This window comes from Pinisolibacter aquiterrae, assembly GCF_019160155.1.
In the GTDB taxonomy this organism is placed as follows: domain Bacteria; phylum Pseudomonadota; class Alphaproteobacteria; order Rhizobiales; family Ancalomicrobiaceae; genus Pinisolibacter; species Pinisolibacter aquiterrae.
Genome location: NZ_JAFNIH010000027.1, coordinates 32,883 through 58,976 on the forward strand (window position 1 = coordinate 32,883; position 26,094 = coordinate 58,976).

At 69.0% G+C, this 26,094-nt stretch carries 21 protein-coding genes; 15 read left to right on the forward strand and 6 right to left on the reverse strand.

What is annotated here, in order from left to right:
• The first annotated feature begins 140 nt into the window (after nucleotides 1-140).
• The 12 genes from J3S89_RS11085 (at nucleotide 141) to J3S89_RS11140 (ending at nucleotide 15,525) form a co-directional block, all read left to right on the forward strand.
• Nucleotides 141-1,619, forward strand: coding sequence for a M81 family metallopeptidase (locus J3S89_RS11085; RefSeq protein WP_217927609.1), 1,479 nt, complete (start codon nucleotides 141-143; stop codon nucleotides 1,617-1,619).
• Between the two features lie 45 nt (nucleotides 1,620-1,664).
• Nucleotides 1,665-3,101, forward strand: a complete 1,437-nt coding sequence (locus J3S89_RS11090) for an NAD-dependent succinate-semialdehyde dehydrogenase (RefSeq protein WP_217927610.1) — start codon at nucleotides 1,665-1,667, stop codon at nucleotides 3,099-3,101.
• A gap of 284 nt (nucleotides 3,102-3,385) precedes the next feature.
• Nucleotides 3,386-4,147 carry an ImuA family protein gene (locus tag J3S89_RS11095; protein ID WP_217927611.1) on the forward strand — a complete coding sequence of 254 codons (762 nt, stop codon included), beginning with the start codon at nucleotides 3,386-3,388 and terminating at the stop codon, nucleotides 4,145-4,147.
• Entirely contained in the window at nucleotides 4,062-5,582 is a 1,521-nt protein-coding gene (locus J3S89_RS11100) for a Y-family DNA polymerase (protein ID WP_217927612.1), read from the forward strand. The genes J3S89_RS11095 and J3S89_RS11100 overlap by 86 nt, the downstream gene beginning before the upstream one ends.
• Nucleotides 5,579-8,731 (forward strand): error-prone DNA polymerase, encoded by a 3,153-nt coding sequence (locus J3S89_RS11105; RefSeq protein ID WP_217927613.1) that lies wholly within the window; start codon nucleotides 5,579-5,581, stop codon nucleotides 8,729-8,731. Before J3S89_RS11100 ends, J3S89_RS11105 begins: the two co-directional genes overlap by 4 nt.
• A gap of 364 nt (nucleotides 8,732-9,095) precedes the next feature.
• Entirely contained in the window at nucleotides 9,096-10,595 is a 1,500-nt protein-coding gene (locus J3S89_RS11110) for a ferritin family protein (RefSeq protein ID WP_217927614.1), read from the forward strand.
• A 98-nt stretch (nucleotides 10,596-10,693) separates the two neighbouring features.
• Nucleotides 10,694-10,954: a toluene-4-monooxygenase system B family protein gene (locus J3S89_RS11115; RefSeq protein WP_217927615.1), complete on the forward strand. Its 261-nt coding sequence runs from the start codon at nucleotides 10,694-10,696 to the stop codon at nucleotides 10,952-10,954.
• A gap of 7 nt (nucleotides 10,955-10,961) precedes the next feature.
• On the forward strand, nucleotides 10,962-11,297 hold the full coding sequence (locus tag J3S89_RS11120; protein ID WP_217927616.1) for a monooxygenase system ferredoxin subunit: 336 nt from the start codon (nucleotides 10,962-10,964) through the stop codon (nucleotides 11,295-11,297).
• Nucleotides 11,298-11,355: 58 nt separating this feature from the next.
• A complete protein-coding gene (locus J3S89_RS11125) occupies nucleotides 11,356-11,670 on the forward strand; it encodes an MmoB/DmpM family protein (RefSeq protein ID WP_217927617.1) in 315 nt (104 codons plus the stop codon).
• 14 nt (nucleotides 11,671-11,684) lie between these two features.
• Complete coding sequence (locus tag J3S89_RS11130; protein WP_217927618.1) at nucleotides 11,685-12,671, forward strand: aromatic/alkene monooxygenase hydroxylase subunit beta; 987 nt, start codon at nucleotides 11,685-11,687, stop codon at nucleotides 12,669-12,671.
• 14 nt (nucleotides 12,672-12,685) lie between these two features.
• The gene (locus J3S89_RS11135; protein ID WP_217927619.1) at nucleotides 12,686-13,687 is read left to right on the forward strand and encodes a 2Fe-2S iron-sulfur cluster-binding protein; all 1,002 of its coding nucleotides are present in this window, start codon (nucleotides 12,686-12,688) and stop codon (nucleotides 13,685-13,687) included.
• 110 nt (nucleotides 13,688-13,797) lie between these two features.
• Nucleotides 13,798-15,525 carry a sigma-54-dependent Fis family transcriptional regulator gene (locus J3S89_RS11140; protein ID WP_217927620.1) on the forward strand — a complete coding sequence of 576 codons (1,728 nt, stop codon included), beginning with the start codon at nucleotides 13,798-13,800 and terminating at the stop codon, nucleotides 15,523-15,525.
• A 98-nt stretch (nucleotides 15,526-15,623) separates the two neighbouring features.
• Here J3S89_RS11140 and J3S89_RS11145 read toward each other — a convergent pair whose 3' ends face one another.
• From J3S89_RS11145 to J3S89_RS11170, 6 genes are all read right to left on the reverse strand, one after another.
• A complete protein-coding gene (locus J3S89_RS11145; protein WP_217927621.1) occupies nucleotides 15,624-16,520 on the reverse strand; it encodes a dihydrodipicolinate synthase family protein in 897 nt (298 codons plus the stop codon).
• 227 nt (nucleotides 16,521-16,747) lie between these two features.
• Nucleotides 16,748-17,728, reverse strand: a complete 981-nt coding sequence (locus tag J3S89_RS11150; protein WP_217927622.1) for a tripartite tricarboxylate transporter substrate binding protein — start codon at nucleotides 17,726-17,728, stop codon at nucleotides 16,748-16,750.
• 71 nt (nucleotides 17,729-17,799) lie between these two features.
• The gene (locus J3S89_RS11155) at nucleotides 17,800-19,317 is read right to left on the reverse strand and encodes a tripartite tricarboxylate transporter permease (protein WP_217927623.1); all 1,518 of its coding nucleotides are present in this window, start codon (nucleotides 19,315-19,317) and stop codon (nucleotides 17,800-17,802) included.
• Nucleotides 19,311-19,796 (reverse strand): tripartite tricarboxylate transporter TctB family protein, encoded by a 486-nt coding sequence (locus J3S89_RS11160; protein ID WP_217927624.1) that lies wholly within the window; start codon nucleotides 19,794-19,796, stop codon nucleotides 19,311-19,313. Before J3S89_RS11160 ends, J3S89_RS11155 begins: the two co-directional genes overlap by 7 nt.
• Before the next feature lie 18 nt (nucleotides 19,797-19,814).
• Nucleotides 19,815-20,795, reverse strand: coding sequence for a Bug family tripartite tricarboxylate transporter substrate binding protein (locus tag J3S89_RS11165; RefSeq protein WP_217927625.1), 981 nt, complete (start codon nucleotides 20,793-20,795; stop codon nucleotides 19,815-19,817).
• A gap of 95 nt (nucleotides 20,796-20,890) precedes the next feature.
• Nucleotides 20,891-21,697: an IclR family transcriptional regulator gene (locus J3S89_RS11170; RefSeq protein WP_217927626.1), complete on the reverse strand. Its 807-nt coding sequence runs from the start codon at nucleotides 21,695-21,697 to the stop codon at nucleotides 20,891-20,893.
• 281 nt (nucleotides 21,698-21,978) lie between these two features.
• Here J3S89_RS11170 and J3S89_RS11175 point away from each other — a divergent pair, with 281 nt between their 5' ends.
• The 3 genes from J3S89_RS11175 to J3S89_RS11185 all read left to right on the forward strand — a co-directional run bounded on the left by J3S89_RS11175 (nucleotide 21,979) and on the right by J3S89_RS11185 (nucleotide 26,094).
• The gene (locus J3S89_RS11175; protein ID WP_217927627.1) at nucleotides 21,979-22,863 is read left to right on the forward strand and encodes a PfkB family carbohydrate kinase; all 885 of its coding nucleotides are present in this window, start codon (nucleotides 21,979-21,981) and stop codon (nucleotides 22,861-22,863) included.
• A gap of 271 nt (nucleotides 22,864-23,134) precedes the next feature.
• On the forward strand, nucleotides 23,135-25,147 hold the full coding sequence (hyfB, locus tag J3S89_RS11180; RefSeq protein ID WP_217927628.1) for a hydrogenase 4 subunit B: 2,013 nt from the start codon (nucleotides 23,135-23,137) through the stop codon (nucleotides 25,145-25,147).
• Nucleotides 25,138-26,094 (forward strand): respiratory chain complex I subunit 1 family protein, encoded by a 957-nt coding sequence (locus tag J3S89_RS11185; RefSeq protein WP_217927629.1) that lies wholly within the window; start codon nucleotides 25,138-25,140, stop codon nucleotides 26,092-26,094. Before hyfB ends, J3S89_RS11185 begins: the two co-directional genes overlap by 10 nt.

Below are 26,094 nucleotides of genomic sequence, written 5' to 3' on the forward strand. Positions count from 1 at the left end.
TTTCAATCATAAAACATGAAACATTCGTTTCGCATCGATGACGATGATGACGACGGCGGCGCCGCGCCGAGGACCCGGCGCGGAGACGGCCGCGCGTCGCCGAGGGGTTCGGCGGCGGGCGGCGAGACAGGAGACCTTCGATGAACGAGCGCTTCCGGATCGCGGTGGCCCGGCTCTGGCACGAGGCGCACAGCTTCACGCCGCTTCTCACGACGCTCGCCGACTTCCGGCGGCGGGAGTGGTCGATCGGTGGGGAGGCCGAGGCCTTCTATCGCGGCACGGCGACGGAGATCGGCGCGGTGGTCGCTCTCGCCGACGGCGCGGCGGACGTGGAGGTGCGCTATTCCCTGTGCACGGCGGCACCGCCCGGCGGGCTGACCGTGGAAGCGGACATGCGGGCGATCCACGACCTGATCGTCGAGCATCTCGGCGAGGGGCCTTTCGACGGCGTCTATCTCTCGCTCCACGGCGCGACGCTCTCGACCGAGTCGGTCTCGCCGGACACCGATCTCCTGCGGCGGATCCGCGCCCGGGTCGGGCCGGAGGTTCCGATCGCGATCTCCTGCGACATGCACGCCTGTCTGAACCCGGAGATCGCCGGGATCGTGCAGATCCTCACCGGCTATCACACCTATCCGCACGTCGACATGCGCGAGACCGGCGAGCGGGCGCTCGCCATGCTGATGAGCGAGCTGCGCGAGGGGCGCCGGCACCGGGTCCACATGTCGCCGGTGCCGATGCTGCCGCTCAGCCACATGATGCGGACGGCGTCGGGACCGATGCGCGAGCTGGTCGAGATCGGCGAGGCGCTCACCGCCGATCCGGCGATCGACGACGCGACCTTCTTCTGCTCCTTCACCTATGCCGACAGTCCCCATTCCTCGGGGCTCGCGACGATCACGGCGGAGGCGAGCGCCGACGTCGCGGCGCCGTTGAAGGCGATGCACGACGCGATGATGGCGCGGCGGGAGGCCTTCCGCGCGCCGGTCACGCCGGCGGCGGAAGGATTGACGCGGGCGGAAGCCTTGCTCGCCGCCGGGACGAAGGGGCCGATCGCGATCATCGACACCGCCGACAATCCGTTGTCGGGCGGGATCGGCGACACGACCGGGCTCCTCCGCGCCTTCCTCGACGGCGGCTCGACGCGGCGCGCGGTCTTCTCGTTCTTCTTCGATCCGGAACTGGTGGCGCGCGCCTTCGCGCTCGGCGAGGGGGCGGCGATCGAGGCGCCGCTCGGCGGGCGCATCATGCCGGACTACGGCGCTCCCGTGCCCTTCGCGGGGCGGGTCGTGAAACTCACCGACGGGCGTTTCCGCAACGAGGGGCCGATGGCGCACGGTCTGCCGGTGTCGCTCGGGCGGACGGCGGTGCTCGCGCGCGGCGATCTCCGGATCGTCGTCACGGAGAGCTGCCAGAGCGTCAACGATCCCGCCTGGTGCCGGCTGCACGGCGTCGATCTGGGCGAGGTCGACCTCTTCCTCGTCAAGGCGAAGAATCACTTCAGGGCCTCCTTCGAACCCCTGTGCGGTGCGATGATCGAGATCGAATCACCGGGACCGGCCCCTGGCGATCTGCGCCGGGTGCCCTACAAATACGTCCCGCGTGCCTACCTCCTCTGAACGGGCGGCACGCCCGCGATCGGAAAAGAAGCGAAAGGCGAAGAGATGGTCGATTATCCGGATGTGGAGCTGTTCATCGACGGTCGGTGGCGGCCGGCCCTGTCGGGCAAGACCCTCCCCGTCCTCGACCCCGCGACGGAAGATCGGATCGGCACCGTCGCCTGGGCGGAAGCCGCGGATCTCGACGAGGCGCTCGCCGCCGTCGCGCGCGGCTTCGAGGTCTGGCGGGTGACCTCCGCCCACGATCGCAGCCGGATCATGCGCCGCGCCGCCGATCTCCTGCGCGAGCGCGCCGACGAGATCGCGACGGCGCTGACACGCGAACAGGGCAAGCCGCTCGCTCAGGCGCGCGGCGAGGTTCTGGCGGGGGCCGACGTGGTCGACTGGTTCGCCGAGGAGGCGCGCCGGACCTATGGGCAGATCATCCCGCCGCGCCGGCCGGACGTCCTGCAGATGGCGGTCAAGGTCCCGGTCGGGCCGGTCGCGGCCTTCACGCCGTGGAACTTCCCGATCAATCAGGTGGTCCGCAAACTGTCGGCGGCGCTCGCCACCGGCTGCTCGATCATCGTCAAGGGACCGGAGGAGACCCCGGCCTCGCCGGCGGCGTTGATCCGCTGCTTCGCCGACGCGGGGGTTCCGGCCGGCGTCGTCAATCTCGTCTACGGCGTGCCCGCCGTGATCTCCGAATATCTGATCCCGCATCCGGTGATCCGCAAGATCTCCTTCACCGGCTCGACGCCGGTCGGCAAGCAACTGGCGGCGCTGGCCGGGGCGCACATGAAGCGGGCGACGATGGAGCTCGGCGGTCATGCGCCGGTGATCGTCACCGCCGACGCCGACGTCGAGGCGGTGGTCGCGACGATGGCGACCTACAAGTTCCGCAACGCCGGGCAGGTCTGCGTGTCGCCGACCCGCTTCCTGATCGAGGCGCCGATCGCCGACCGCTTCGTCGAGCGTTTCACGGCGGCGGCGCAGAAGGTGAGGGTGGGCCACGGTCTCGACGAGGCGACCGACATGGGGCCGCTCGCCAACGAGCGGCGCATTCCGGCGCTCCAGGCGCTGGTCGACGACGCCGTCGCGGCGGGCGCGCGTCTCGAGACCGGCGGCCGGCGGCTCGGCAATCGCGGTTATTTCTACGAGCCGACGGTGCTCGCCGACGTGCCGCTCGCCGCGCGGATCATGAACGAGGAACCGTTCGGGCCGGTCGCGGTGATCAACCGCTTCGGAGATCTCGGCGAAGCGATCGCGGAGGCGAACCGTCTGCCCTTCGGCCTCGCCGCCTATGCCTTCACCGGGTCGGACACGGCGGCGAGCCGGATCGGCCGCGAGGTGGAGAGCGGGATGGTCTCGATCAACCACCTCGGTCTCGCCCTGCCGGAGGTGCCGTTCGGCGGCATCAAGGATTCCGGCTACGGCACCGAGGGCGGCTCGGAGGCGGTGGACGCCTATCTCGAGACGCGGTTCGTCACGCGCAAGGCCTGACGCGAGAGAGGCCGGGGCGGCGGATGTCGCCCCGGCCTCGTGCCGTCCCGTTCCGGCCGAGGGACCGGATCCCGTGTGGCGGGCCTGCGCCCCGCCTCGCGCCGTTCGGCACGGCGCCGCCGGCGAGAGCGCCGGAGTTTTCGACAGGACACATGAGGCGCGAGGCCCTCGTCGACGACCTCGGCGCGGGTCGGATTGACTCCGTCTCCGAAAAGAACAAAAATAGAACATCAAGATGGAACCGAAACCCTCCTCGACCTCCCCGGGGCAAGAGATCTCTCGCCGTGACGAATCCCGCCGTCCGTACCGTCCTCGCCGATCTCCGCACGCGGATCGGCTCTCTCGAAGGCGGGGCGGCGTGCCGGCGCGGGGTGTTGCCCTTCGGGGTTCCGGAGATCGACCGGCGGCTTCCGGGCGGCGGGCTCGCCTTCGGCGGGCTGCACGAGGTGGCGGGGGGCGGCAACGGGGCGGTGGACGGCGCGGCGGCGGCGCTCTTCGCCGCCGGCATCGCGGCGCGGACGGGGGGCGCGGTGCTGTGGTGCGTGACGCGGGCCGATCTGTTCGCCCCGGCGCTCGCCCAGGCCGGCCTGCCGCCGGGGCGGGTGGTTCATCTCGAGACCGGCGACGAGGGCGATCTCCTCGCCTGTTTCGAGGACGGACTGCGCCACGGCGGTCCGTCGGCGGTGGTCGCGGAAGTGGCACGCCTGCCGATGGTCGCCTCGCGCCGCTTGATGCTCGCCGCCGAGACCGGGGGCGGGATCGGCATCGTCCTGCGCCGCTGGAGCCGGCAGGGGCAGGCGACCGATTTCGGCCAACCGACGGCGAGCCTGACGCGCTGGCGGGTCACGGCGTCGGCGTCGGCGCCGTTGCCGGTTCCGGGCGTCGGGCGATCGCGGTGGCGGCTCGAACTGGTCCGGTGTCGGGCCGGTGAGAGTTTCGAAGTGGAAGTGGAGGCCTGTGATGGCCAGGGTCGTCTCGCTCTTCCTGCCGCGCTGGCCGACCGATCGGCTCCGGCGCGGCGCCGGTTCGGCGGTGCCGCCGGTTGACCGGCCGCTGGTGCTCGCCGGCCGCGTCGGATCGCGCCGGATGGTGACGGCGCTCGATGCCGCCGCCGCCGGTCTCGGCCTCGCCCCCGGCATGGTGTTGGCCAAGGCGCAGGCGATGGTTCCCGGCCTCACGATCGCGGAGGCCGATCCGCGCGGCGACGCGGAGGCGCTCGAGCGGCTTGCGGTCTGGGCGCTGCGGTTCTCGCCGGTGGTCGCGGCCGATCCGCCCGACGGGCTGGTGATCGACGCGACCGGCGCCACGCATCTCCACGGCGGCGAGACGGTGATGCTCGCCGAGATGGTTCGGCGCTTCGCCGCCGCCGGCATCGAGGCGCGCGCGGCGATCGCCGCCACCCGAGGGCTCGCCCATGCGGCGGCGCGGTTTTCGGAGCGGCCGACGGTCCGGCTCGCCGACGAGGTGACGGAGGCGGCTCTGCGGCGTCTGCCGATCGCCGCCCTGCGCCTCGATCGCACGGTCGTCGAGGGGCTCGCCGGGCTCGGTTTCGAGCGCGTCGGCGACGTCCTCGATCGGCCGCGCGCGCCGCTCGTGCTGCGCTTCGGCCCCGATCTCGGTCGCCGGATCGATCAGGCCCTCGGCCTCGCCGCCGATCCGATCGAGCCGGCCCGGCCGCCGGATCTGGTCGAGACGCGGCGGGTGTTCGCCGAACCGATCGGTGCGGCCGAGACCATCGCTCGCCACATGCGGGCGCTCGCGGCCACGCTCGTCGACGCGCTCGAGGCGCGCGATCTCGGCGTGCGCCGCCTCGATCTCTTCCTCACCCGCGTCGACAATACCCTGCAGACGATCCGCGTCGGTCTGGCGCGACCGAGCCGCGACGGCGCACGGCTGGCGCGGCTCCTCTGCGACCGGATCGAGACGATCGATCCGGGGTTCGGGATCGAGGTGATGCGGCTCGCGGCGACGGCGACCGAGCGGCTCGCGGCGCGCCAGCGGGTGTCTTCGTTGATCGAGGGGACCGCGCCCGACGTCTCCGATCTGGTCGATCGGCTCGCCGACCGGATCGGCGAGAGCCGGGTCTATCGCTTCGCGCCGGTGGCGAGCGACGTTCCCGAGCGCTCGGTGGCGCGGGTCTCGGCGTTGGCGCCCGACGACGGGGCGACCTGGCCCGGCGACTGGCCTCGGCCGTCGCGGCTCCTCGCCTGCCCCGAGCCGATCGAGACGCTGGCGCTCCTGCCCGATCATCCGCCGGCGTGGTTCTCTTGGCGGGGCGTGCGCCGGCGTGTCGCCCGGGCCGACGGGCCGGAGCGGGTGTTCGGCGAATGGTGGCTGCGCGAGGCCGAGCGGGCCACGGTGCGCGACTATTTCCGGGTCGAGGACGACGGCGGCGAGCGCTGGTGGATCTTCCGCGCCGGCGACGGCGAGGATCTCGAGACCGGATCGCAGCGCTGGTTCCTGCACGGGATCTTCGCATGAGCCCGCGCTACGCCGAGCTTCAGGTGACGAGCCATTTCTCGTTCCTGCGCGGGGCTTCCTCCTCGGAGGCGCTGTTCGAGCGGGCGAAGGCGCTGGGCATCGAGGCGCTCGGCATCGTCGATCGCAATTCGCTCGCCGGCATCGTGCGGGCGCATGTGGCGGCGAAGGAGACCGGCGTCCGCCTCGTCGTCGGCTGTCGTCTCGATCTCGCCGACGGCATGGCGGTTCTCGTCTATCCGACCGACCGGGCCGCCTACGGCCGGCTCTGTCGTCTCCTCTCGCTCGGCAAGCACCGGGCGGGCAAGGGGCGGTGCCGGCTCGACTGGGCCGATCTCGTCGCCCATGGCGAGGGGCTGGTCGCGGTGCTGGTGCCCGACCGCGCCGACGAGACTTGCGCGTTCCACCTGCGGCGGCTCCGGGAGGGGTTCGGCGAGCGGGCCCATGTGGCGCTCACTCTGCGGCGGCGCCCGAACGATCAACTGCGCCTCCACGAGCTCTCCGGCCTCGCCGCGGCGGCGCGGGTGCGTCCGGTCGTCACCAACGACGTGCTGTTCCACGAGCCGGGACGGCGCATCCTGCAGGACACGGTCACCGCGATCCGCCACGGCGTGACGATCGACGGGCTCGGCGAGCGGCGTGAGCGTCATGCCGACCGCCATCTGAAGCCGCCGGAGGAGATGCACCGGCTGTTTTCCCGCTACCCGGAAGCGCTCGAGAACACGCTCGCCATCGTCGAGCGCTGTCGGTTCTCGCTCGACGAACTCGCCTATCAATATCCGGAGGAGCGCTCCCATCCCGAGCTGACGCCGCAACGGACGCTCGCCGTCCTCACCTGGGAGGGGGCCGAGCGGCGCTATCCGGAGGGGCTGCCCGAGGCCGTGCGCCGAACCCTCGAGCACGAGCTGCGGCTGATCGAGACGCTCGACTACGCCCCCTATTTCCTGACGGTCCATGCGATCGTCCGTTTCGCCCGCTCGCGCGGCATCCTCTGCCAGGGGCGCGGCTCGGCCGCCAATTCGGCGGTCTGTTTCGTGCTCGGCATCACCTCGATCGATCCCGATCGCAACGATCTCCTGTTCGAGCGCTTCGTCTCGGAGGAGCGGCGCGAGCCGCCCGACATCGACGTCGACTTCGAGCACGAGCGGCGCGAGGAGGTGATCCAATGGATCTACGAGACCTATGGCCGCGACCATGCGGCGCTCTGCGCGGTGGTGATCCGCTACCGGGCCAAGGCGGCGGTCCGCGACGTCGGCAAGGCGCTCGGCCTGCCGGCGGATCTCACCAAGACGCTGTCGTCGCTGGTGTGGGGTCAGCCGGAGGAGGAGGCGGACCGGGCGCGGGCGCTCGGTCTCGACATGAACGATCGCCGTCTGCGGCTGACGCTCGACCTCGCCCACCAGTTGGTCGGCAGCCCGCGCCATCTCTCCCAGCATCCCGGCGGCTTCGTCCTCACCCACGACCGGCTCGACGATCTCGTGCCGATCGAACCGGCCGCCATGGCCGATCGCCAGATCATCGAATGGGACAAGGACGACATCGACGCGCTGAAGTTCATGAAGGTCGACGTGCTGGCGCTCGGCATGTTGTCGTGCATGCGGCGCGCCTTCGACCTCCTCGACGAACACAAGGCGATCCGCCTCGATCTCGCGACCATCCCGGCGGAGGATCCGGCGACCTATGCCATGATCCGCAAGGCCGACACGCTCGGCACCTTTCAGATCGAGAGTCGGGCGCAGATGTCGATGCTGCCGCGGCTGCGGCCGCGAACCTTCTACGATCTGGTGATCGAGGTGGCGATCGTCCGACCCGGGCCGATCCAGGGCGACATGGTCCATCCCTATCTGCGCCGCCGCGCCGGGCTCGAGAAGGTCGACTATCCGACGCCGGAACTCGAGGCGGTGCTCGGCAAGACGCTCGGCGTGCCGCTCTTCCAGGAACAGGCGATGCGGGTCGCCATCGTCTGCGCGGGCTTTTCGGCCGGGGAGGCCGACCAACTCCGCCGGGCCATGGCGACCTTCAAACACACCGGCACCATCTCCTCCTTCGGGCAGAAGCTGATCACCGGCATGGTGGCGAACGGCTACACGGCGGATTTCGCCGCGCAGATCTTCCGTCAGCTCGAGGGCTTCGGCAGCTACGGTTTTCCCGAGAGCCACGCCGCCTCCTTCGCGCTCGTCGCCTATGCCTCGGCCTGGATGAAGTGCCGGCATCCGGACGTCTTCTGCGCGGCGCTCCTCAATGCCCAGCCGCTCGGCTTCTACGCCCCGGCGCAGATCGTGCGCGACGCCCGCGATCACGGCATCGAGGTGCGGCCGGTCTGCGTCGCGGCGTCCCATTGGGATGCGACGCTCGAGCCGGTCGACGCCGAGCGCGGCCGTTTCGCGGTGCGGCTCGGTTTCCGGATGGTGCGCGGGCTCGCCGAGGCGGAGGCGGCCCGGCTCGTCGCGGTGCGCGGCGAGGCGCCGGTCCACTCGGTGGAGGATCTGTGGCGGCGGGCCGGGCTGTCGGTCGCGGCACTGACGCGGCTCGCCGAGGCCGACGCCTTCCGCACCGCGCTCGGGCTCGCCCGCCGCGAGGCGCTGTGGGCGATCCGGGGCCTGCGCGACGAGCCGCTGCCGCTGTTCGTGGCGGCGGCCGAGCGGGCGGCGCGGCCGGTCGTCGAGCAGATCGAGCCGGCGGTCCGTCTCCGGCCGATGACGGCGGGCGGCGAGGTGGTCGCGGACTACGGCCACGTCGGGCTCACCTTGCGCGCTCATCCGCTCTCCTTCCTCCGCTCCGATCTGGCGCGGCGGCGGATCGTGACCTGCGCCGAGGCCGGCGCGGCGCGGGCGGGGCAGCAGGTCGAGGTCGCCGGTCTCGTCCTGGTGCGGCAGCGGCCGGGCTCGGCCAAGGGCGTGCTCTTCATGACGATCGAGGACGAGACGGGCGTGGCCAACATCGTCGTCTGGCGGGCGCTGTTCCAGGCGAACCGCCGGCAGATCCTCGGCGCCCGCCTGATCGGCATCGGCGGAACCGTGCAGCGGGAGGGCGAGGTGGTCCATGTGGTGGCCGCGCGGGTCTCCGATCTCACCGAGGCGCTGGCGACGGTCGGGGCGCGGGACGTCGGCGACGGCGTCGGGCTCCGGGTGCGGGCGCGGGACTTTCGCTGAGGCGGTCCGCGCCGGCTCCCGGTGCCGCCCGGCGGCGATCGATTGCTTCAAATGATGAAGACGAGCGGCGTGACGGCGCGCCGCTTTCTGTGGACATCAAATCACCGGCGCGGCGCGGGCGATCCTTCTCGCCCTGTGCGGTGCCGAAGACCTCGGGCCGGTGGACGGTCCACACTGAAATTTCCGAGCAATTCTTGCGGCCGCCGATTTCCGCGCCGCGAAGACGCGGCAGGGTCGGGCCTATCGCATCGCGAAATTTTCCGAAATTTCGAAAATTGGCATTCGTCTTGCCAAACATGGTCCGCGCCACGGCCGAGAGCACGGCGCCACGAAACGACGAAAGACGCGACGAGAGGGAAACGCCATGGCATTGCTCGACCGATCCGAATGGTACGACATCGCTCGTACCACCAATTGGACACCGACCTGGGTGTCCGACGCGGACCTCTTTCCCGACGTCATGACCGGCGCCCAAGGCATTCCGGCGGAGAAGTGGGAGGTCTACGACGAGCCCTACAAGACCTCGTTTCCGGAATACGTGTCGGTCCAGCGCGAGAAGGACGCGGGCGCCTATTCGATCAAGGCGGCGCTCCAGCGCTCTCGCATCTTCGAGGATGCCGATCCCGGTTGGCGCTCGATCCTGAAGTCGCATTACGGCGCGATCGCGCTCGGCGAATACGCGGCGATGAGCGCGGAGGCGCGCATGGCCCGCTTCGGGCGGGCGCCCGGCATGCGCAACATGGCGACCTTCGGCATGATGGACGAGAACCGTCACGCCCAGCTGCAGCTCTTCTTCCCGCACGAATATTGCCCGAAGGACCGTCAGTTCGACTGGGGTCACAAGGCGTATCACACCAACGAATGGGCGGCGATCGCGGCGCGGCATGCCTTCGACGACCTGTTCATGGCGCGCTCGGCGACCGAGATCGCGGTGATGCTGACCTTCGCCTTCGAGACCGGCTTCACCAACATGCAGTTCCTCGGCCTCGCGGCGGATGCGGCGGAAGCCGGCGACTACACTTTCGCCAGCCTGATCTCCTCGATCCAGACCGACGAGAGCCGTCACGCCCAGATCGGCGGCCCGGCGTTGCAGGTGCTGATCGCCAACGGTCGCAAGGCGGAGGCGCAGAAGCTGGTCGACATCGCCATCGCCCGGGCCTGGCGGATCTTCTGCATCCTGACCGGCCCGTCGATGGACTACAACACGCCGCTCGAACACCGCAAGCAGTCGTTCAAGGAGTTCATGCTGGAGTGGATCGTCGGCCAGTTCGAGCGCTCGTTGATCGATCTCGGTCTCGATCTGCCCTGGTATTGGGACAAGATGATCGCCGAATTCGACTATCAGCACCACGCCTATCAGATGGGCCTGTGGTTCTGGCGACCGACGTTGTGGTGGAACCCGGCAGCCGGCGTCACGCCCGAGTGCCGCGACTGGCTCGAGGAGAAATATCCCGGCTGGAACGACACCTTCGGCAAGGCCTGGGACGTGATCATCGACAATCTCGTCGAGGGGCGCACCGAGCGCACCCTGCCGGAGACGCTGCCGATCGTCTGCAACATGAGCCAGATCCCGATCTGCGCCATCCCCGGCAACGGCTGGAACGTCAAGGACTGGCCGCTCGAATACGAAGGCCGGCTCTATCACTTCAATTCCGAGATCGACCGTTGGGTGTTCGAGCAGGAGCCGGAGCGCTATCGCGGTCACATGTCGCTGGTCGACCGCTTCCTCGCCGGCCACATCCTGCCGCCCGATCTCGGCGGGGCGCTCGCCTACATGAGCCTCCAGCCCGGCGAAATGGGCGACGATGCCCACGGCTATGCCTGGGTCGACGCCTATCGCGACATCCGTCGCGCCGCCGAGTGATCGAACCGCCGCGTGCGCGACCCTCGTGCCGGTCCGCCGGGTCCGGCGCCGGCAGGGCGCGCTCGCGCTCCCCATCTCCCTTCATCGAGGAGCCGACCATGGCCCTGTTTCCCGTGATCTCCAATTTTCAGGAGGATTTCGTCCTCCTGCTGCTGCCCGTCGACACCGAGAACACGATGGACGAGGTGGCCGCCGCCGCCGCGCATCATTCGGTCGGCACGCGCGTCGCGCCGCGTCCCGACAAGATCGTGCGGGTCCGTCGCCAGGGGGCGAGCGACTTCTTCCCCCGCGACCAGCGGCTCGCCGAGACCGGCGTTCGGCCGATGGAGACCCTCGAATTCATCTTCTGCGACGCGTGAGGCCGCGATGACCTTCAAGCCCGCCTGCACGCTCGACGACATCTGGGAAGGCGACATGACCGAAGTGGAGGTCGACGGACGGCCGATCCTCCTGGTCTGGCCGGAGGGCGGCGAGATCCGCGCCTTCCAAGGGATCTGCCCGCACCAGGACATTCCGCTGGTCGAGGGCAAGTTCGACGGGCGCACGGTCATGTGCCGCGCCCATCAGTGGACCTTCGACGCGAAGAGCGGCGAGGGCGTCAATCCCAAGGACTGCCGCCTCGCCGGCTACCCGGTGCGGATCGAGGGCGAGACCGTCCTGGTGTCGACGGAGGGGGTCGCCGCCCTCTTCGCCCACACCTGAACCAACGAAAACGAAAACGAGAACGAGAACGAGAACGATCGAACGGGAGGAACCCCACATGAGCACCCACGAGGCCGCCGAAGGCTATCGCAACAATAGGGTCGGACCCATCCTGCGCGCCGGTCCGCTCACCGCCGGGATCATCGAGGCGGCGGAAGAAGACAATCCGGGCAAGACCATCCGCGTCGACGACAAGGTCGCCTATGTGCGCATCGACACCGACGGCGAGTTGATCCTCCGGCGTTCGACGCTCGAGCGCACGCTCGGCCGGGCGTTCCGCATGTCGGAGTTCGAGGTGAACCTCGGCTCCTTCGCCGGGCGCATCGAGACGACCGACGAGCACATCCGCTTCTACTACGAAAAGACTCTGTGACCTCGGGGGAAACGATGACCCAGCCCGCACTCGCCCAGCCGCTGAAGACCTGGAGCCATCTCGCCGCCCGCCGCCGCAAGCCGAGCGAATACGAGATCGTCTCCACCAATCTCCACTACACGACCGACCGTCCCGACGCGCCGTTCGAGCTCGATCCCGATTTCGCGCCGGCGGCGTGGTTCAAGCGGAACCGCAACGCCTCGCCCTTGACGCACCCCGACTGGAACGCCTTCCGCGATCCCGACGAGATGGTCTATCGCACCTACAACATGATCCAGGACGGCCAGGAGAACTACGTCTTCGGCCTGTTCGATCAGTTCTCCGAACGCGGCCACGACACGATGCTCGACGCGTCCTGGGCGCGGCATCTCGCCCATGTCTATACCCCGGCGCGCTATCTCTTCCACACGCTGCAGATGGGCTCGGCCTATCTCTGCCAGATGGCGCCGGCCTCGACCATCTCCAACGTCGCCACCTATCAGACCGCCGATTCCCTGCGCTGGCTGACCCACACCGCCTACCGCACCCGGGAACTGGCCAAGACCTTCGACGGCTTCGGTTTCGGCACCGGCGAACGGGCGATCTGGGAGGGCGAGGCGGCGTGGCAGGGGTTCCGCGAACTCGTCGAGCGCGGTCTCGCCACCTACGACTGGGGTGAGCACTTCGTCGCCATGAATCTCGTCGCCCGGCCGGCGGTGGAGGAGGCGGTGCTGCGCGGTCTCGGTCAGGCGGGGCGGCACAACGGCGACAATCTCATCGGTCTCCTGTGCGACGCGCAGCTGGTCGACGCCGATCGTCACCGCCGCTGGGTCGCGGCGCTGGTCAAGATGATGCTCGAAGAGGACGGCAATCGCGCGGTCCTCGGGGGGTGGCTCGCCAAATGGGCGCCGCTCGGCGACGCGGCGATCGACGCCTATTGCGCACGCCTGCCCGATGCGCGCGACACCGCCGTGGCCGCGCGCGAGGCGGTCGCGGCGTGGCGTCACGGTCTCGGTCTGTGACGAACGAGGGACCGATGAGCCATCGGATCGAACTGGAGGGCGGAGGCGTCTTCGACGTCTCCGCCGACGAGGACACGCTGCTGCGCGGGGCGCTCCGCGCCGGCATCGGCTTCCCCCACGATTGCAGCGTCGGCGGTTGCGGAAACTGCCGGTTCGACCTCGTCTCCGGCGAGATGGAGACGCTGTGGACGGCGGCCCCCGGCCTCTCCGAACGGGATCGACGGCGGGGCAAGCGCCTCGCCTGCCAGTCGCGTCCGCTCGGCGACTGCGTGATCCGGGTGCGCCCCGCGGAGGAAAATCGCCCGGTGGTGGCGCCGCTCCGTCGCGCTGCCCGGCTGGTGGCGCGGACGGCGATCACGTCGGAGATGTCGGAATTCGTGTTCGCGGCCGAAGGTCCGGCGGCCTTCGTCGCCGGTCAATACGGCCTGCTGCGGGTGCCGGGCGCCGAGGGCGTGCGCGCCTATTCCATGTCGAACCTGCCGAACGAGGCGGGGGAATGGCGCTTCGTCGTGCGCCGGGTGCCGGGCGGGCGCGGCAGCACCGCGCTCTTCGACACGGTCGCGGTCGGCGACGTGCTTCCGCTCGACGCGCCCTACGGTCACGGCCATTTCCGCGAGGCGGTGGAGCGCGACGTCGTCCTGATCGCCGGCGGCTCGGGCATCGGGCCGATCGTCTCGATCGCCCGCGCCGCTCTGCGGGCACGTCCCGAACGGCGGGTGCTCGTCTTCGAGGGCGCGCGCACTCGGGCCGATCTCGGCTTCGCGACGCTGATGGGTGCCGATCTCGCCGGGGTCGCCGACTACGTGCCGGTTCTCTCCGCCGAGCCGGAGGGGAGCGACTGGGCGGGGGCGCGCGGCTTCGTCCACGCGGCGGTAGAGGCGCGCCTCGTCGATCGCCGCGAGGCCTGCGAGTTCTATTTCGCCGGGCCGCCGCCGATGATCGAGGCGCTCCAGGATCTCCTGATCCTCCGGTGGACGGTGCCGGTCGAGCGCATCCACTACGACCGCTTCTTCTGACACGGGCGATCTCGCCGGGACCGGGGCCCCTCGGCTCGGCGAGAGACGATGGAAAGACGCGAATGAACAAGCGTATAACCCGTGGAACAAGAACGATGGGAGGAACGGACATGTCGGCCGCCGACACGTCTGCCAAACGGGGAGGCGGGCTCGGCGACGTCCACGTCCCCGAAATTCACGATCTCGCCAATCGGCTCCGCTTCGCCCCTCAACAGGGGCGGATCTGGCTCGACGACCAACGCATGATGCTGATGCACGTCAGCTCGCTCGGGGCGCTGCGGCAGGAGCTGATCGAGAGCCTCGGCAAGGAGACCGCGCGCGGGCTCATCACTCGCATCGGCTATCAGGCCGGGGCGAGCGACGCGGAGATGGCCAAGAAGCTGCGTTCGGGATCGAGCACCTACGACAACTTTCTCGCCGGGCCGCAACTGGTCTCGCTCGAGGGCATCGTCCACTGCGAACCGATCTCCCTCGACATCGACGTCGGCAAGGGTCGTTATTTCGGTGACTTCCGCCTGATCGATTGCGCCGAGGCGGAGGCGCATCTGGCGAGTTACGGCATCGCCGACGAGCCGGCCTGTTGGATGTTGGTCGGCTATGCCTGCGGCTATACCTCGACCTTCATGGGTCGGCCGATCCTGTGGCGCGAGACCGAATGCAAATGCACCGGCCACAGTCAATGCCGGGTCGTCGGCCGTCCGGCCGAGGACTGGGGCGAGGACGCGGCCGACGATCTGCGCTTCCTCCAGATCGGCGATTTCGTGAAGTTCAATCCGACCTCGCCGGACAAGTTGCCGGCCACCGCCCGCATCGCCGCGCGCGGTCCGGCGAGCGGCGAGAACGACTTCGGCATGGTCGGCATCTCCAGTGCCTTCAACTCGGTCTGCCATCTCGTCAAGAAGGTGGCGCCGAGCGAGGCGACCGTGCTCTTCCTCGGCGAGAGCGGCGTCGGCAAGGAGATCTTCTCGCACAATCTCCATCGTCTCAGCCGCCGCGCCGACGGACCCTTCGTCGCGGTCAACTGTGCCTCGATCCCGGAGCAACTGATCGAATCGGAACTGTTCGGGGTCGAGAAGGGCGCCTTCACCGGGGCCACCGTCTCGCGCCCCGGCCGCTTCGAGCGCGCCCACGGCGGTTCGCTCTTCCTCGACGAGATCGGCACGCTCAGTTTCACAGCCCAGGGCAAGCTCCTGCGCGCCCTGCAGGAGGGCGAGATCGAGCGGGTCGGCGATCACAAGGTGCGCAAGGTCGACGTGCGGGTGATCGCGGCGACCAACGTCAATCTGCGCGACGCGGTCAAGGAGGGATCCTTCCGCGAGGATCTCTTCTATCGCCTCAACGTCTTTCCGATCCGGGTGCCGCCGCTGCGCGACCGGCGCGACGACATTCCGTTGCTGATGAACTGGTTCATGCGCCGCTCGGCGGCCAAGCACGGCAAGACCATCACCGGCTTTCGCGAACGGGCGGTCGACGCGCTGATCAATTATCGCTGGCCCGGCAACATCCGTGAGATGGAGAATCTGGTCGAGCGCGCGGTCATTCTCGCCGACGAGGGTGGGGCCCTCGACCTCTGCCATCTCTTCACCACCGGCGAGGAGGTGACGTCGACCACCTTCGTGGTCCAGCGCGACGGGGCGCTGTCGCAGAGCGTCGACATGGACGAAATCGACTTCACCCAGGGTCCGGGCGGGCTGCCGACGCTGGCCGACACCGAGGCGCGGATGCTCCGGTTGGCGCTCGCGGAGGCGAAGGGCAATCTGTCGCTCGCGGCGCGGCTCCTCGGCATCAGCCGCGCGACGCTCGCCTATCGGCTGAAGAAATACGACATCGCATCGTGACGGAGGGGCGTCGTGACCGCCGGCCCGCGGTCGGTCGACGGCGTGGACGAGGGAAGTGTCCGGAGACCCGAACGGGTCGGGCCTCCGGGGATGTGGGATCAGAGCAGATCGGCCAGGAGCTTCTCGACCTTGCGCTTGTTGGCGTCGTCGAGCGCACCGAGCGGACGGCGCGGCAGGCCGACGTCGAGACCCTGGGCGGTCAGCGTGTACTTGCAGATCTCCTGCCAGTGGGGCACGCCGGCGGTCTTGTCGTAGAAGAAATAGTCGATGTAGGGCTGGAGCTTCGCCTGCTGGGCGCGGGCCTTGTCGACGTTCTTCTCGGTGATGCAGATGTCCATGAGGTCGCGGCAGGGGCGCGGCAGCACCGCCGGGAACCCGCTCAGCCATCCGTCGGCGCCGGCGAGCATGCCTTCCATCGCGGCGTAGTCGTGGCCGTAGAAGATGTCGAGCTTGTCGCCGCAGTGGAAGCGCAGTTCGTGGACGCGGTTGGCGTCGCCGTGGGCGGCCTTGACCGAGGACACGACGCCCTCGTCGACCAGCGTCTTGACCTCGAGCGGGGTCAGTTCATAGCCGGTGAACCAGGGGTTGTTGTAGACCATGATCGGAATTTCGATGTTCCGACGCAGTTCGCGGAAATGGTCCAGCACCGCCTTCTTATGCGGGTTGAGATAGTAGGGCAGGATCACCATCACGCCCGAGGCGCCGTGATCCTCGGCGAACTTGGAGAGGCCGACGGTGTGCAGGGTCGGGTAGAGGCCGGTGCCGCAATAGACGGGAACCTCGCCGCCGATGAAGGACAGGACGTGGGCGATGACCTCCTTCTGCTCGTCCATGTTCATGGCGATGTTCTCGCCGGTGCTGCCGCAGATCGACAGGTTCTGCGCGCCGTTGTCGAGCAGCCAGCGGAGATACTTCTCCATCTTGGGCTTGCTGTAGCTCTGATCGTCGTTCCAGATGGTCATACAGGCGGGCATCAACCCGGAAGCCTTGGTCATCGTCGATATCCTTGCATGTCGATTCGGGGCTGCTCGAGCGTCTCTCGGGCGCAGCGGGGTGGCGGGGCGGATGAAGTGTCGGTCTGCGGTCGGTGGTTCGCGTCCTTTCGCTGTGGCCTCGCCGCCCCTTCGGGCACGGCTCCGCCGTCGACGGTCCAGACGAGGGACCGCCGTGTCGGTGTGGGGCCCTTCGGGAAGGTTCCGAAGGGCCGATCGTGGAGGGGGCCTCAGGGCGCCTTGGCGACGCCGAGCGCCTCCATCACCTGCCGGGTCTGGGCTTCGTGCGCCTTGATGAAGGCGGTGAAGCCGGCGGCGTCGAGATAGGTCGTTCCGAAGCCGCGCTCCTTCATGCCGGCCTGGAAGCTCGAGGTCTCGTAGGCCTTGTGGACGGCGCCCTCGATGCGGGCGACGAGGGCCGGGTCCATGCCGGCCGGTCCGGCGACGCCGCGCCAGGTTCCGCCGGTGACGTCCTTGCCGGTCACTTCCTTGGCGGTCGGCACCTTCGGATATTTCTCGAGCCGCGTCGCGGAGAGCACCGCCACCGTCTCGATCAGTCCGGCGTCCTTCAGCGCGTCGGTCTCGGGGATCGAGCACAGCACCACGTCGAGACCGCCGGCGGCGAGTTCCTGGAGGCCGGCGGCCGATCCCGACGCCGGGATCAGGTTGATCTTGGCGACGTCGATGCCTTCCGCGAGCATGAGCGAGACGAAGGGAATGTCCCAGCTCGCCGAGCAGGTGCCGCCGCAGGAGATCCGCAGGCTCGCCGGATCCTTCTTCAGCGCGGCGACGATGTCGCCGAGCGACTTCAGCTTGCCCTTGGCGGCGACGTGGACGGCGGCCGGATCGACGTTGACGAGGGCGATCGGGGTGAAGCTCGCGGTGGTGAAGTTCGCCTGACCGAGGATCTTGAACTGGGCGAAGGGGGAGAGCTGGCCGAGCGTGTAGCCGTCCGGCTTGGCGCTGGTGTAGGTCGTGTAGCCGACGATGCCGCCGCCCTGGGCCTGGTTGATGACGTTGATCGGCTGGCCGGCCTTCTCGAGTTCACGCGCCAGCAGGCGGAAGGTGAAGTCGCTGCCGCCGCCGGCGCCGGCCACGACGATGAGGTTGATCGGGTGATCGGGCCAGGCCGCCGCCGCGGGACCGGCGAGCAGGGCGCCGGCGACGGTCGCGCTCAGGAGACCAGCGAGAATACTCGACTTCTTCGACATTTCGTCCTCCGTGATCTTTCTCGAGATCTTTCTTTCTTCGAAAGTCGGGGCAGGGGCCTCGGCTCGGGTCTTCACTCGGCTCGCCCCTGTTCGGCGGCCGGAATCTCGATCGCGTCGCCCGGCCGGAAGACCTTCAGTCCGATGGTGATCGTCCACACCGCCAGGGTGACGACGCCGATGGTTCCGCCGATCGGCCGGTCGAAGAAGGTGACGAGATCCCCTTGCGACTTGAGCATCGTCGTCATGAATGTCTGTTCGAGCAGCGGTCCGAGGATGAGCCCGAGGATGGCCGGCGCGAGCGGGATCTGGTTGGCCTCCATCAGCCAGCCGACGAAGCCGAACACCGCGACCAGACCGACGGCGAACAAGGTGTTCTCGACCGAGAAGGCGCCGAGCATGCAGAACAGCAGGATCACCGGCGAGATCACCGTGGTCGGCAGGCGCATGATCGAGCGGAAGCTGTGGATGCAGGCGATGCCGAGGGGGATGATCAGCAGATTGGCGACGAAGAAGATCGCGAAGATGCCGTAGATCACCTCGGGGCGATTGAGGAACAGCGTCGGGCCGGGGTTGATGCCCTTGATGAACATGACGCTGATGACGATCGCGGTGATGGCGTCGCCGGGGATGCCGAAGACCGTCGCGGGGATGTAGGCGCCGCCGAGGCTGGCGTTGTTGGCGGCGCTCGCCGACATGATGCGCTCGACCGCGCCGTCTTCGTCGGTCTTGCGGCCGACCCGGGAGAACTTGCGCGCGGTGGCGTAGGAGATCCAGGCGGCGATGTCGGAGCCGGCGCCGGGCAGGGCCCCGACCAGCGTGCCGATCAGGCTGCCGCGCAGGATGCCGATCTTGTGGGTCCACATCAGGCCGGCGGAGGAGCGGATCACGGATCCGGTGGCGGCGTTCGCGGCCTCGCCGGCGGCGGGGGCATTGGCGTTGCGCATCAGTTCGGACACGGCGAAGAGGCCGATCAGGATCGGGATCAGGCCGAGGCCACCCATCAGATCGGACGAGCCGAAGGTGAAGCGCGGCATGCCGGAGACCGGGTCGAGGCCGACGGTCGCCAGGAACAGGCCGAACAACAGCGACGCCAGCCCCTTGAGCAGGGACGGTCCGGCGACGAAGGTGGCGCAGCTGAGGCCGAGCACGCCGAGCCAGAAATATTCGACCGACGAGAACGACAGCGCGGCGCGGGCGAGCCAGGGCGCCGACGAGGTCAGGATGATCGCGCTGATCAGCCCGCCGCACACCGACGAGAACAGTCCGGCGCCGAGCGCGACCGCCGACTTGCCCTTCAGCGTCAGCCCGTGGGCGTCGTCGGTATAGGCGGCGGAGGCGGGCGTGCCGGGCATGCGCAGCAGCGCGCCGGGAATGTCGCCGGCGAAGATCGCCATCGCCGAGGCGGTGATGATCGAGGCGACCGCCGGCAGCGGCGGCATGAAGATGATGAAGGGGACGAGCAGAGCCGTCGCCATCAGCGCGGTGAGGCCGGGAATGGCGCCGACGATCAGGCCATAGACCGCCGAGATCACCACGACCGTCCACAGATAGGGGTCGGCCAGTTGCGAGAAGATGGATCCGATCACCATATCAGCCACCCGGAGAAAGGTTCGAGGACGCCCCAGGAGAGCGGGACGTGCAGGACCGAGGCGAAGACCAGATTGACCACGACCGCGAGCCCCAGGGCGAGCGGGAGGCCGCGTCGCGCCGCGACGCCGTTGACGGCGAAGATCGTCGCCAGAAGGATCGTCGCGGTCGCGAGGAAGCCGAGCGGGCCGACGGCGACGATGTAGAAGACGATGGCGGCCGGGATGATCGCGAAGCGGAGCAGGCCACCGCGGGAGCGCGCCCACTCCGGAACGGTCGCCCAGCTCGAACCGCGCAGAGTGGAGAGCGCCTGGATCGCGATCAGGGCGCCGACCGTCATCAGGCCGAAGCCGATCAGCATCGGGAAGAAGCCCGGCCCGTAGGCCAGGTGGCGGGGTGGGCGGAGCATGTATCCCGTCGTCGCCACGAAGGCGCCGAGGCCGAGGATCACGCCACCGACGATGACGTCGTTCACTTTCATCTGAGGACCCTCGCCGTTCTATTCGGCGTAGCCGAGGGCGCGCATGACCCGCGCGGTTCCGGTCTCGTAGTCTTCCATCAGCCGCGCGAGATCCTTCGCGCCCGCCCATTTGACGCCGAAGTTGGCCTTCTTCATCGCGGCGAGGAACTCGGGGCTCTCCACCGTCTTGCGAACGGCGGCCTCCCAGACCGCGATCACGTCGGGCGGGACGCCGGCCGGCCCGGCGAGGGCGCGCCAGGTGCCGCCGTCGACGGGATGGCCGACCACGTCGCCGGCGAGGGGAACGGTCTCGAACCCGGGGACCGGCTTCGGGCTGAACACCGCCAGGGGGCGGACCAGACCGGCCTGGGTCAGGGCGGCGGATTCCGGCAGCGACACCGTCTGAAGGTGGACCCCGCCCGAGGCGAGTTCCTGAAGCCCGGTCGCCGCGCCCTGTCCCGGAATCCAGGACAGACGCGAGACTTCGATGCCGTAGTCGAGCATCACCGCGGCGACGGGCACGTCCCAGACGCTGCCGCAGCCGCCGCTGCAATGGATCTTGTAGCGCTCGGGGGCGGCCTTCATCGCGTCGAAGGCGTCCTTCAACGTCGCGAAGGGGGAGCCGGAGGCGACCACCAGGGCCGCGGCATCGCCGTTGAAATTGGCGATCGGGCTGAAGTCGCGGTGCGTGAAGGTCGCCTGACCCGTGTATTTGTAACCCGCATAAGGGAACAGGAGGCCTACGGTGTAGCCGTCGGGCGCCGCCTTGACGAGGGTGGTCAGTCCGACCACGCCGCCGCCCTGGCCCTGATTGACGATGGTGACGGCCTGGCCGAGTTCGCGTTCGAGGCCACGGGCCAACAGGCGGGTGGTGGTGTCGCCACCGCCACCGGCGGCGGCCGGGACGACGATGGTCACGGGGCGTCGGGGAAACTCGCCGGCTCGGGCGGTGCTCGTCGAGAGCGCCGCGACCAACAGAGCGAGCACGGAGCAGACGATCGGGCCGTTTGGGCTTCTCATGGCTTCCTCCTGTTTGAAAGGAGGATTAAACGCATGCTTCTATCTCGTCAATCCCATATTGCGGACTTGCGGCGAATTGTCAGGCAACCAATTCCTTATACTCGATCCGGTACCCAACCCAGGGCGGTGGATATCTTTTCCGCCGTGTGCATGACGGCCGGGGCCAGTCCGTGGACGCGGGTGAGCGGCATGCGTTCGCTGGTGCCGGAGACGCTGATGGCGGCGAAGACGCGCCCGCGCGAGTCGCGGATCGGCGCGCCGACGCAGCGGATGCCGATTTCGTTCTCCTCGTCGTCGACCGAATAGCCGCGTTCGCGGATCCGCGCGAGTTCCGCCTCGAGTTCCGGCAGGGTGCTGAAAGTATTCGGTGTTCTCGGCCGAAGCGGCTCCTCCTCGGCGATCCGGGCGATCAGGTCGGGGGCTTGGAAGGCGAGGAAGGCCTTGCCGACGCCGGTGCAATAGGTCGGCGCCGCCTCGATGGTCGTGACGGTCGTCAGGCGACTGTCGTTCATCTCCTCACGCTCGATGCAGACCATCTGGCTGCCGTCGAAAATGTGGAGATGGACGACCTCGCCGGTCAGCTGATGGAGTGCGAGGACATGGGGGTGGGCGTGAGTCTCGAGGTCGAGATTGGCCATGACGGCGCTGCCGAAATAGAACATCTGCAAGCCGAGACGATAGGTCTGGCGCCGTCCATCCTGGTCGAGGAGCGCGACGTCGCGCAGTGATGCGACAATCCGGTGCACGGTCGTGCGCGGAATGCCGGTTCTCTCGACGATGTCTCCGATCGACAGCTGTCCTCCACCCCGCGTGAAACAGTTGAGAATGACCATCATCTTGACGAAGAGTTTGGCGACGCCGTCTCTCTGGCCCTCGGTCTCTTCGATCGCCTTCCTGGACATTGGAACTCCGATATCGATCAGAACCTGTGTCGGCCACGCGACGGGCGCCCGACATTCGGCAGAATGGACGAAGCGCACTCCGATTCAACCGTCGCAGTCCGGTCTTTTCGGTGTACATCGAGCTGAAAATCTTATAATCCGTATTTCGGAATAAGACAATATTTTGCAGTGCGGTATTTCATAAATCGAAGGCGTGACGTGCGATGCCCGGTGGGATGGGCGCGGGACGGTGACGGTCCGCCCCGCGGATCCCGCGACAGGGCGAGATCGGGAGACGGAAGATGATCGTCGTATTCGGGTCCCTCAATGCCGACTTCGTGTTCGAGTGCGAGCACGCGCCCGAGGAGGGCGTGACCACGCGGGCCGACGCGTTCCGGCTGGAGGCGGGCGGCAAGGGGGCCAATCAGGCGGCGGCGGCGGCGCGCGACGGCGCGGAGGTCGCCATGGTCGGGGCGGTCGGGCGCGACGGCATGGCCGAGCGGCTGCTGAGCGCATTGGTGGAGGCCGGCGTCGACGTCGGCGCGATCGCCCGGGTCGAGGTGTCGACCGGCTGTGCCTCGATCGTCGTCGAGCGGTCCGGCGCCAATCGCATCGTCGTCGCCGGCGGGGCCAACGACGCGGCCCGCGCCGAGATGATCCCCGAGACGCTCCTGGCGCGGGCGAGTCATCTCGTTCTCCAGATGGAATGCCCGACGGAGGAGGTGGTGGCGGCGATCGCGCGCGCCCGCGCCGCCGGTGTCCGGGTGGTGCTCAATCTCGCTCCGGCGCGACCGCTGCCGGTCGAGGCCTTGAAGGCCTGCGACGTTCTCGTGGTGAACGAGACCGAGGCGGCGGCGCTCGCCGAACGGCTCGACTGCGACGGCGACGCGCCGGCCCTGCGGATGGCGCTCGGCATCGACGTGATCCGAACCCTCGGGGCCGACGGTCTCGAGGCGGTGTTCGGCGAGACGATCCACCGTCTGCCGGCGCGCGAGATCGTGGCGGTCGACACCGCGGCGGCGGGAGATTGCTTCGTCGGGGTCTTCGTCGCGGCGCGCGATCGCGGCGCCGACGTCGCGACGGCGCTCGAGCGCGCCACGGCGGCCTCGGCGCTCGCCTGCGCGACGCGCGGGTGCCAATCCTCGCTGCCGTCGCGGGCGGCGACCGACGCGTTTCTCGCTCGCTGACGGGGAATCCCTCTCGAGGATGCGACGGGGCCACCGCAGGGGGGGGTGGACCGACGCGCGGGCGCGGCGAGAAATTCGTCGGCCCACGAGGGCGTCGTATTGACCTCGACGGCAGACGGCGTAGGCTGGATCGGTAATTGATCTGCTATCAAGACTGATGTGTCAGACTTGATAATGAATGGGCGGAACGGGACCCGCGGGGTATGCGCGGGGTCTCGTCGCCGATCGCTTCGGCCGCGTGCGTGCAACGCCTGCCTCGGGGAATGTGTCGATGCCGCTCGTCGGTTTCTTCATCGGCGACGTCGTGTTGCTGGTCTTGGGGGGCGCCGCTCTCGCGTGGGGGCGGCAGCGACGCGGCTCGGACGCCGTCTATGGCGCCACGCTGGTGCTGTCGCTCGTCGCGTTCGTCGCCGCGCTCGCCCATCTCCTCGGCGCGTCCGGGACGGCGGAGACGCTGGTGCTGCCGCTCGGCCTTCCGTGGTCGGGCGCGCATTTCCGGATCGACGCGCTCTCCGCCTTCTTCCTCGCGGTGGTCGATTTCGGGGCGGCGGCGGCCAGCCTCTATGCGATCGGCTACGGCCGGCACGAGCACGAACCGCTGCGCGTTCTGCCGTTCTTCCCGGTCTTCCTCGCGGGCATGAACCTCGTCCTGATCGCCGACGACGCCTTCACCTTCCTGCTGGCGTGGGAGTTCATGTCGCTCGCCTCCTGGGCGCTGGTGATGGCGCATCACCGCGAGGCGGGCAATCTGCGAGCCGGCCTCGTCTACGTCACCATGGCGAGCGCCGGCACCTTCGCGCTGCTGCTCGCCTTCGGCCTTCTCGCGGGAACCGACGGCGACTTCACCTTCGCCGCCATTCGCGCCCATGGTCCGACGCCGGTGGTGGCGGCGGTGGTGCTCGGCCTCGTCCTCTTCGGCACCGGGTCGAAGGCCGGTCTGGTGCCGCTGCACGTCTGGCTGCCGCTCGCCCATCCGGCGGCGCCGAGCCACGTCTCCGCGCTGATGAGCGGGGTCATGACCAAGGTGGCGATCTATGGCTTCATGCGGGTGACCTTCGATCTCCTGGGCACGCCGTCCTGGTGGTGGGGCATCCCGGTTCTGATCACCGGGGCGACCACGGCGGTGATCGGGGTTCTGTTCGCGCTGGTGCAGTCGGATCTGAAGCGCGTCCTCGCCTATTCGACGATCGAGAACATCGGCGTGATCTTCGTCGCGCTGGGTCTCGCGCTCGCCTTCCTGGGCAACGGCTTCACCGCCGCGGCGGCGCTGGCGATGACGGCGGCGCTGTTCCACGTCCTCAATCATTCGCTGTTCAAGAACCTCCTGTTCTTCGGGGCCGGCGCGGTGCTGACGGCGACCGGGTCGCGCGATCTCGGGCGCATGGGCGGGCTCTTGAACCGGATGCCGGCGACGGGTCTCTTCGTGCTGATCGGCTGCGCGGCGATCTCGGCGCTGCCGCCGCTGAACGGCTTCGTCTCGGAATGGCTGGTGTTCCAGGCGATCCTGCTCAGCCCGGCCTTGTGGAGCTGGGCGCTGAAGCTCCTGATCCCGGCGGTCGGGGCGATGCTGGCGCTGGCGGCGGCGCTGGCGGGGGCCTGTTTCGTCCGGGCCTATGGGATCGCCTTCCTCGGGCGGCCGCGCGGTCCGGAGGCGAGCGACGCGCGGGAGGTCGACCGCTGGTCGCTGACGGCGATGGGCGTGCTCGCGGTCCTCTGTCTCCTCACCGGCATCTTCCCCGGCGTGGTGATCGACGCGCTCGCGCCGATCGTCCAGGCCGCGATCGGCGCCGCCATGCCGTCCCAGTCGGCGATCGCCTGGCTCTCGATCGCGCCGATCGCCGAGAGCCGCTCGTCCTACAACGGCCTTCTGGTGTTCTTCTTCATCGTCAGCTCGGCGCTGCTCGCGGCCTATGCCATTCATCGGTTCGCCTCGGCCGCGATCCGCCGGGCGCCGGCGTGGGACTGCGGCTTCCCCGAAGCCGATCCGATCACCCAATATTCGGCCGAGAGCTTCTCCCAGCCGGTCCGGCGGGTGTTCGGCAACTTCGCCTTCCGCGCGCGCGAACGGGTGGAGATGCCGCCGCCCGGCGATCTCCGTCCGGCCCGCTTCGAGGTCACGCTCGTCGATCTCGCCTGGGAGATGCTCTACGCGCCGCTGATCGGGGTGGTCGGCCGGGTGGCGGACGTGCTCAATCGCGTCCAGTTCCTCACCATTCGGCAATATCTCAGTCTGGTCTTCGCGGCCTTGGTCTTCCTGTTGCTGGTGCTGGCGTCATGGGGCTGATCGGCGATCTCTCGATCCAAATCACGCAGATGCTGGTGGTGCTGCTGCTGTCGCCGCTGTTGACCGGCTTCGTCCGGGTGGTCAAGGCGCGGCTGTTGCGGCGGCGCGGGCCGCCGCTCCTCCAGCCCTATCGGGATCTGATCAAGCTCGCCCGCAAGGAGGCGATCGTCGCCGACGGCGCGTCGTGGCTGTTTCGGGCGGCGCCCTATCTGATCTTCGCGGCGACCTGGGTGGCGGCGGCGCTGGTGCCGACCTTCGCCACCGGCCTCCTCTTCAGCTGGTCGGCGGATCTGATCGTCATCACGGCGCTGCTCGGCAGCGCGCGCTTCTTCCTGGCGCTCGCCGGGATGGACGTCGGCACCAGTTTCGGCGGGCTCGGCTCCAGCCGCGAGATGATGTTCGCCACGCTCGCAGAGCCGGCGCTGATCATGATCGTGTTCACGCTGGCGCTGATCGCCGGCTCGACGCAGCTGTCGACCGTCGCCGGCTTCATGCTGTCGCCGGAGGTGGGGCTGCGGGTGTCGCTCGGCATGGCGCTGATCGGTCTGGTGATCGTGGCGATCGCCGAGAACGCGCGCATTCCCGTCGACAATCCGGCGACCCATCTCGAGCTGACCATGGTGCACGAGGCCATGGTGTTGGAATATTCGGGCCGGCATCTGGCGATGATCGAGCTGTCGTCGCAGCTCAAGCTGCTGCTCTACGTCTCGCTGATCGCCTGCGTGTTCGTGCCGTGGGGGCTGGCGCCGGTCGATGCCGGGTTCTCCGCGCATCTCGTCGGCGTCGCGGCCTATGTCGGCAAGCTCGCGGCGGCGGGGATCCTGCTGGCGCTGTTCGAGACGACGGTGGCGAAGATGCGCGTCTTCCGCGTGCCGGACTTCCTGGGCGTGGCGCTGATGCTGGGGTTGCTCGCCACTCTGCTGCGCTTCGTGTCGCGAGGGCTGTGA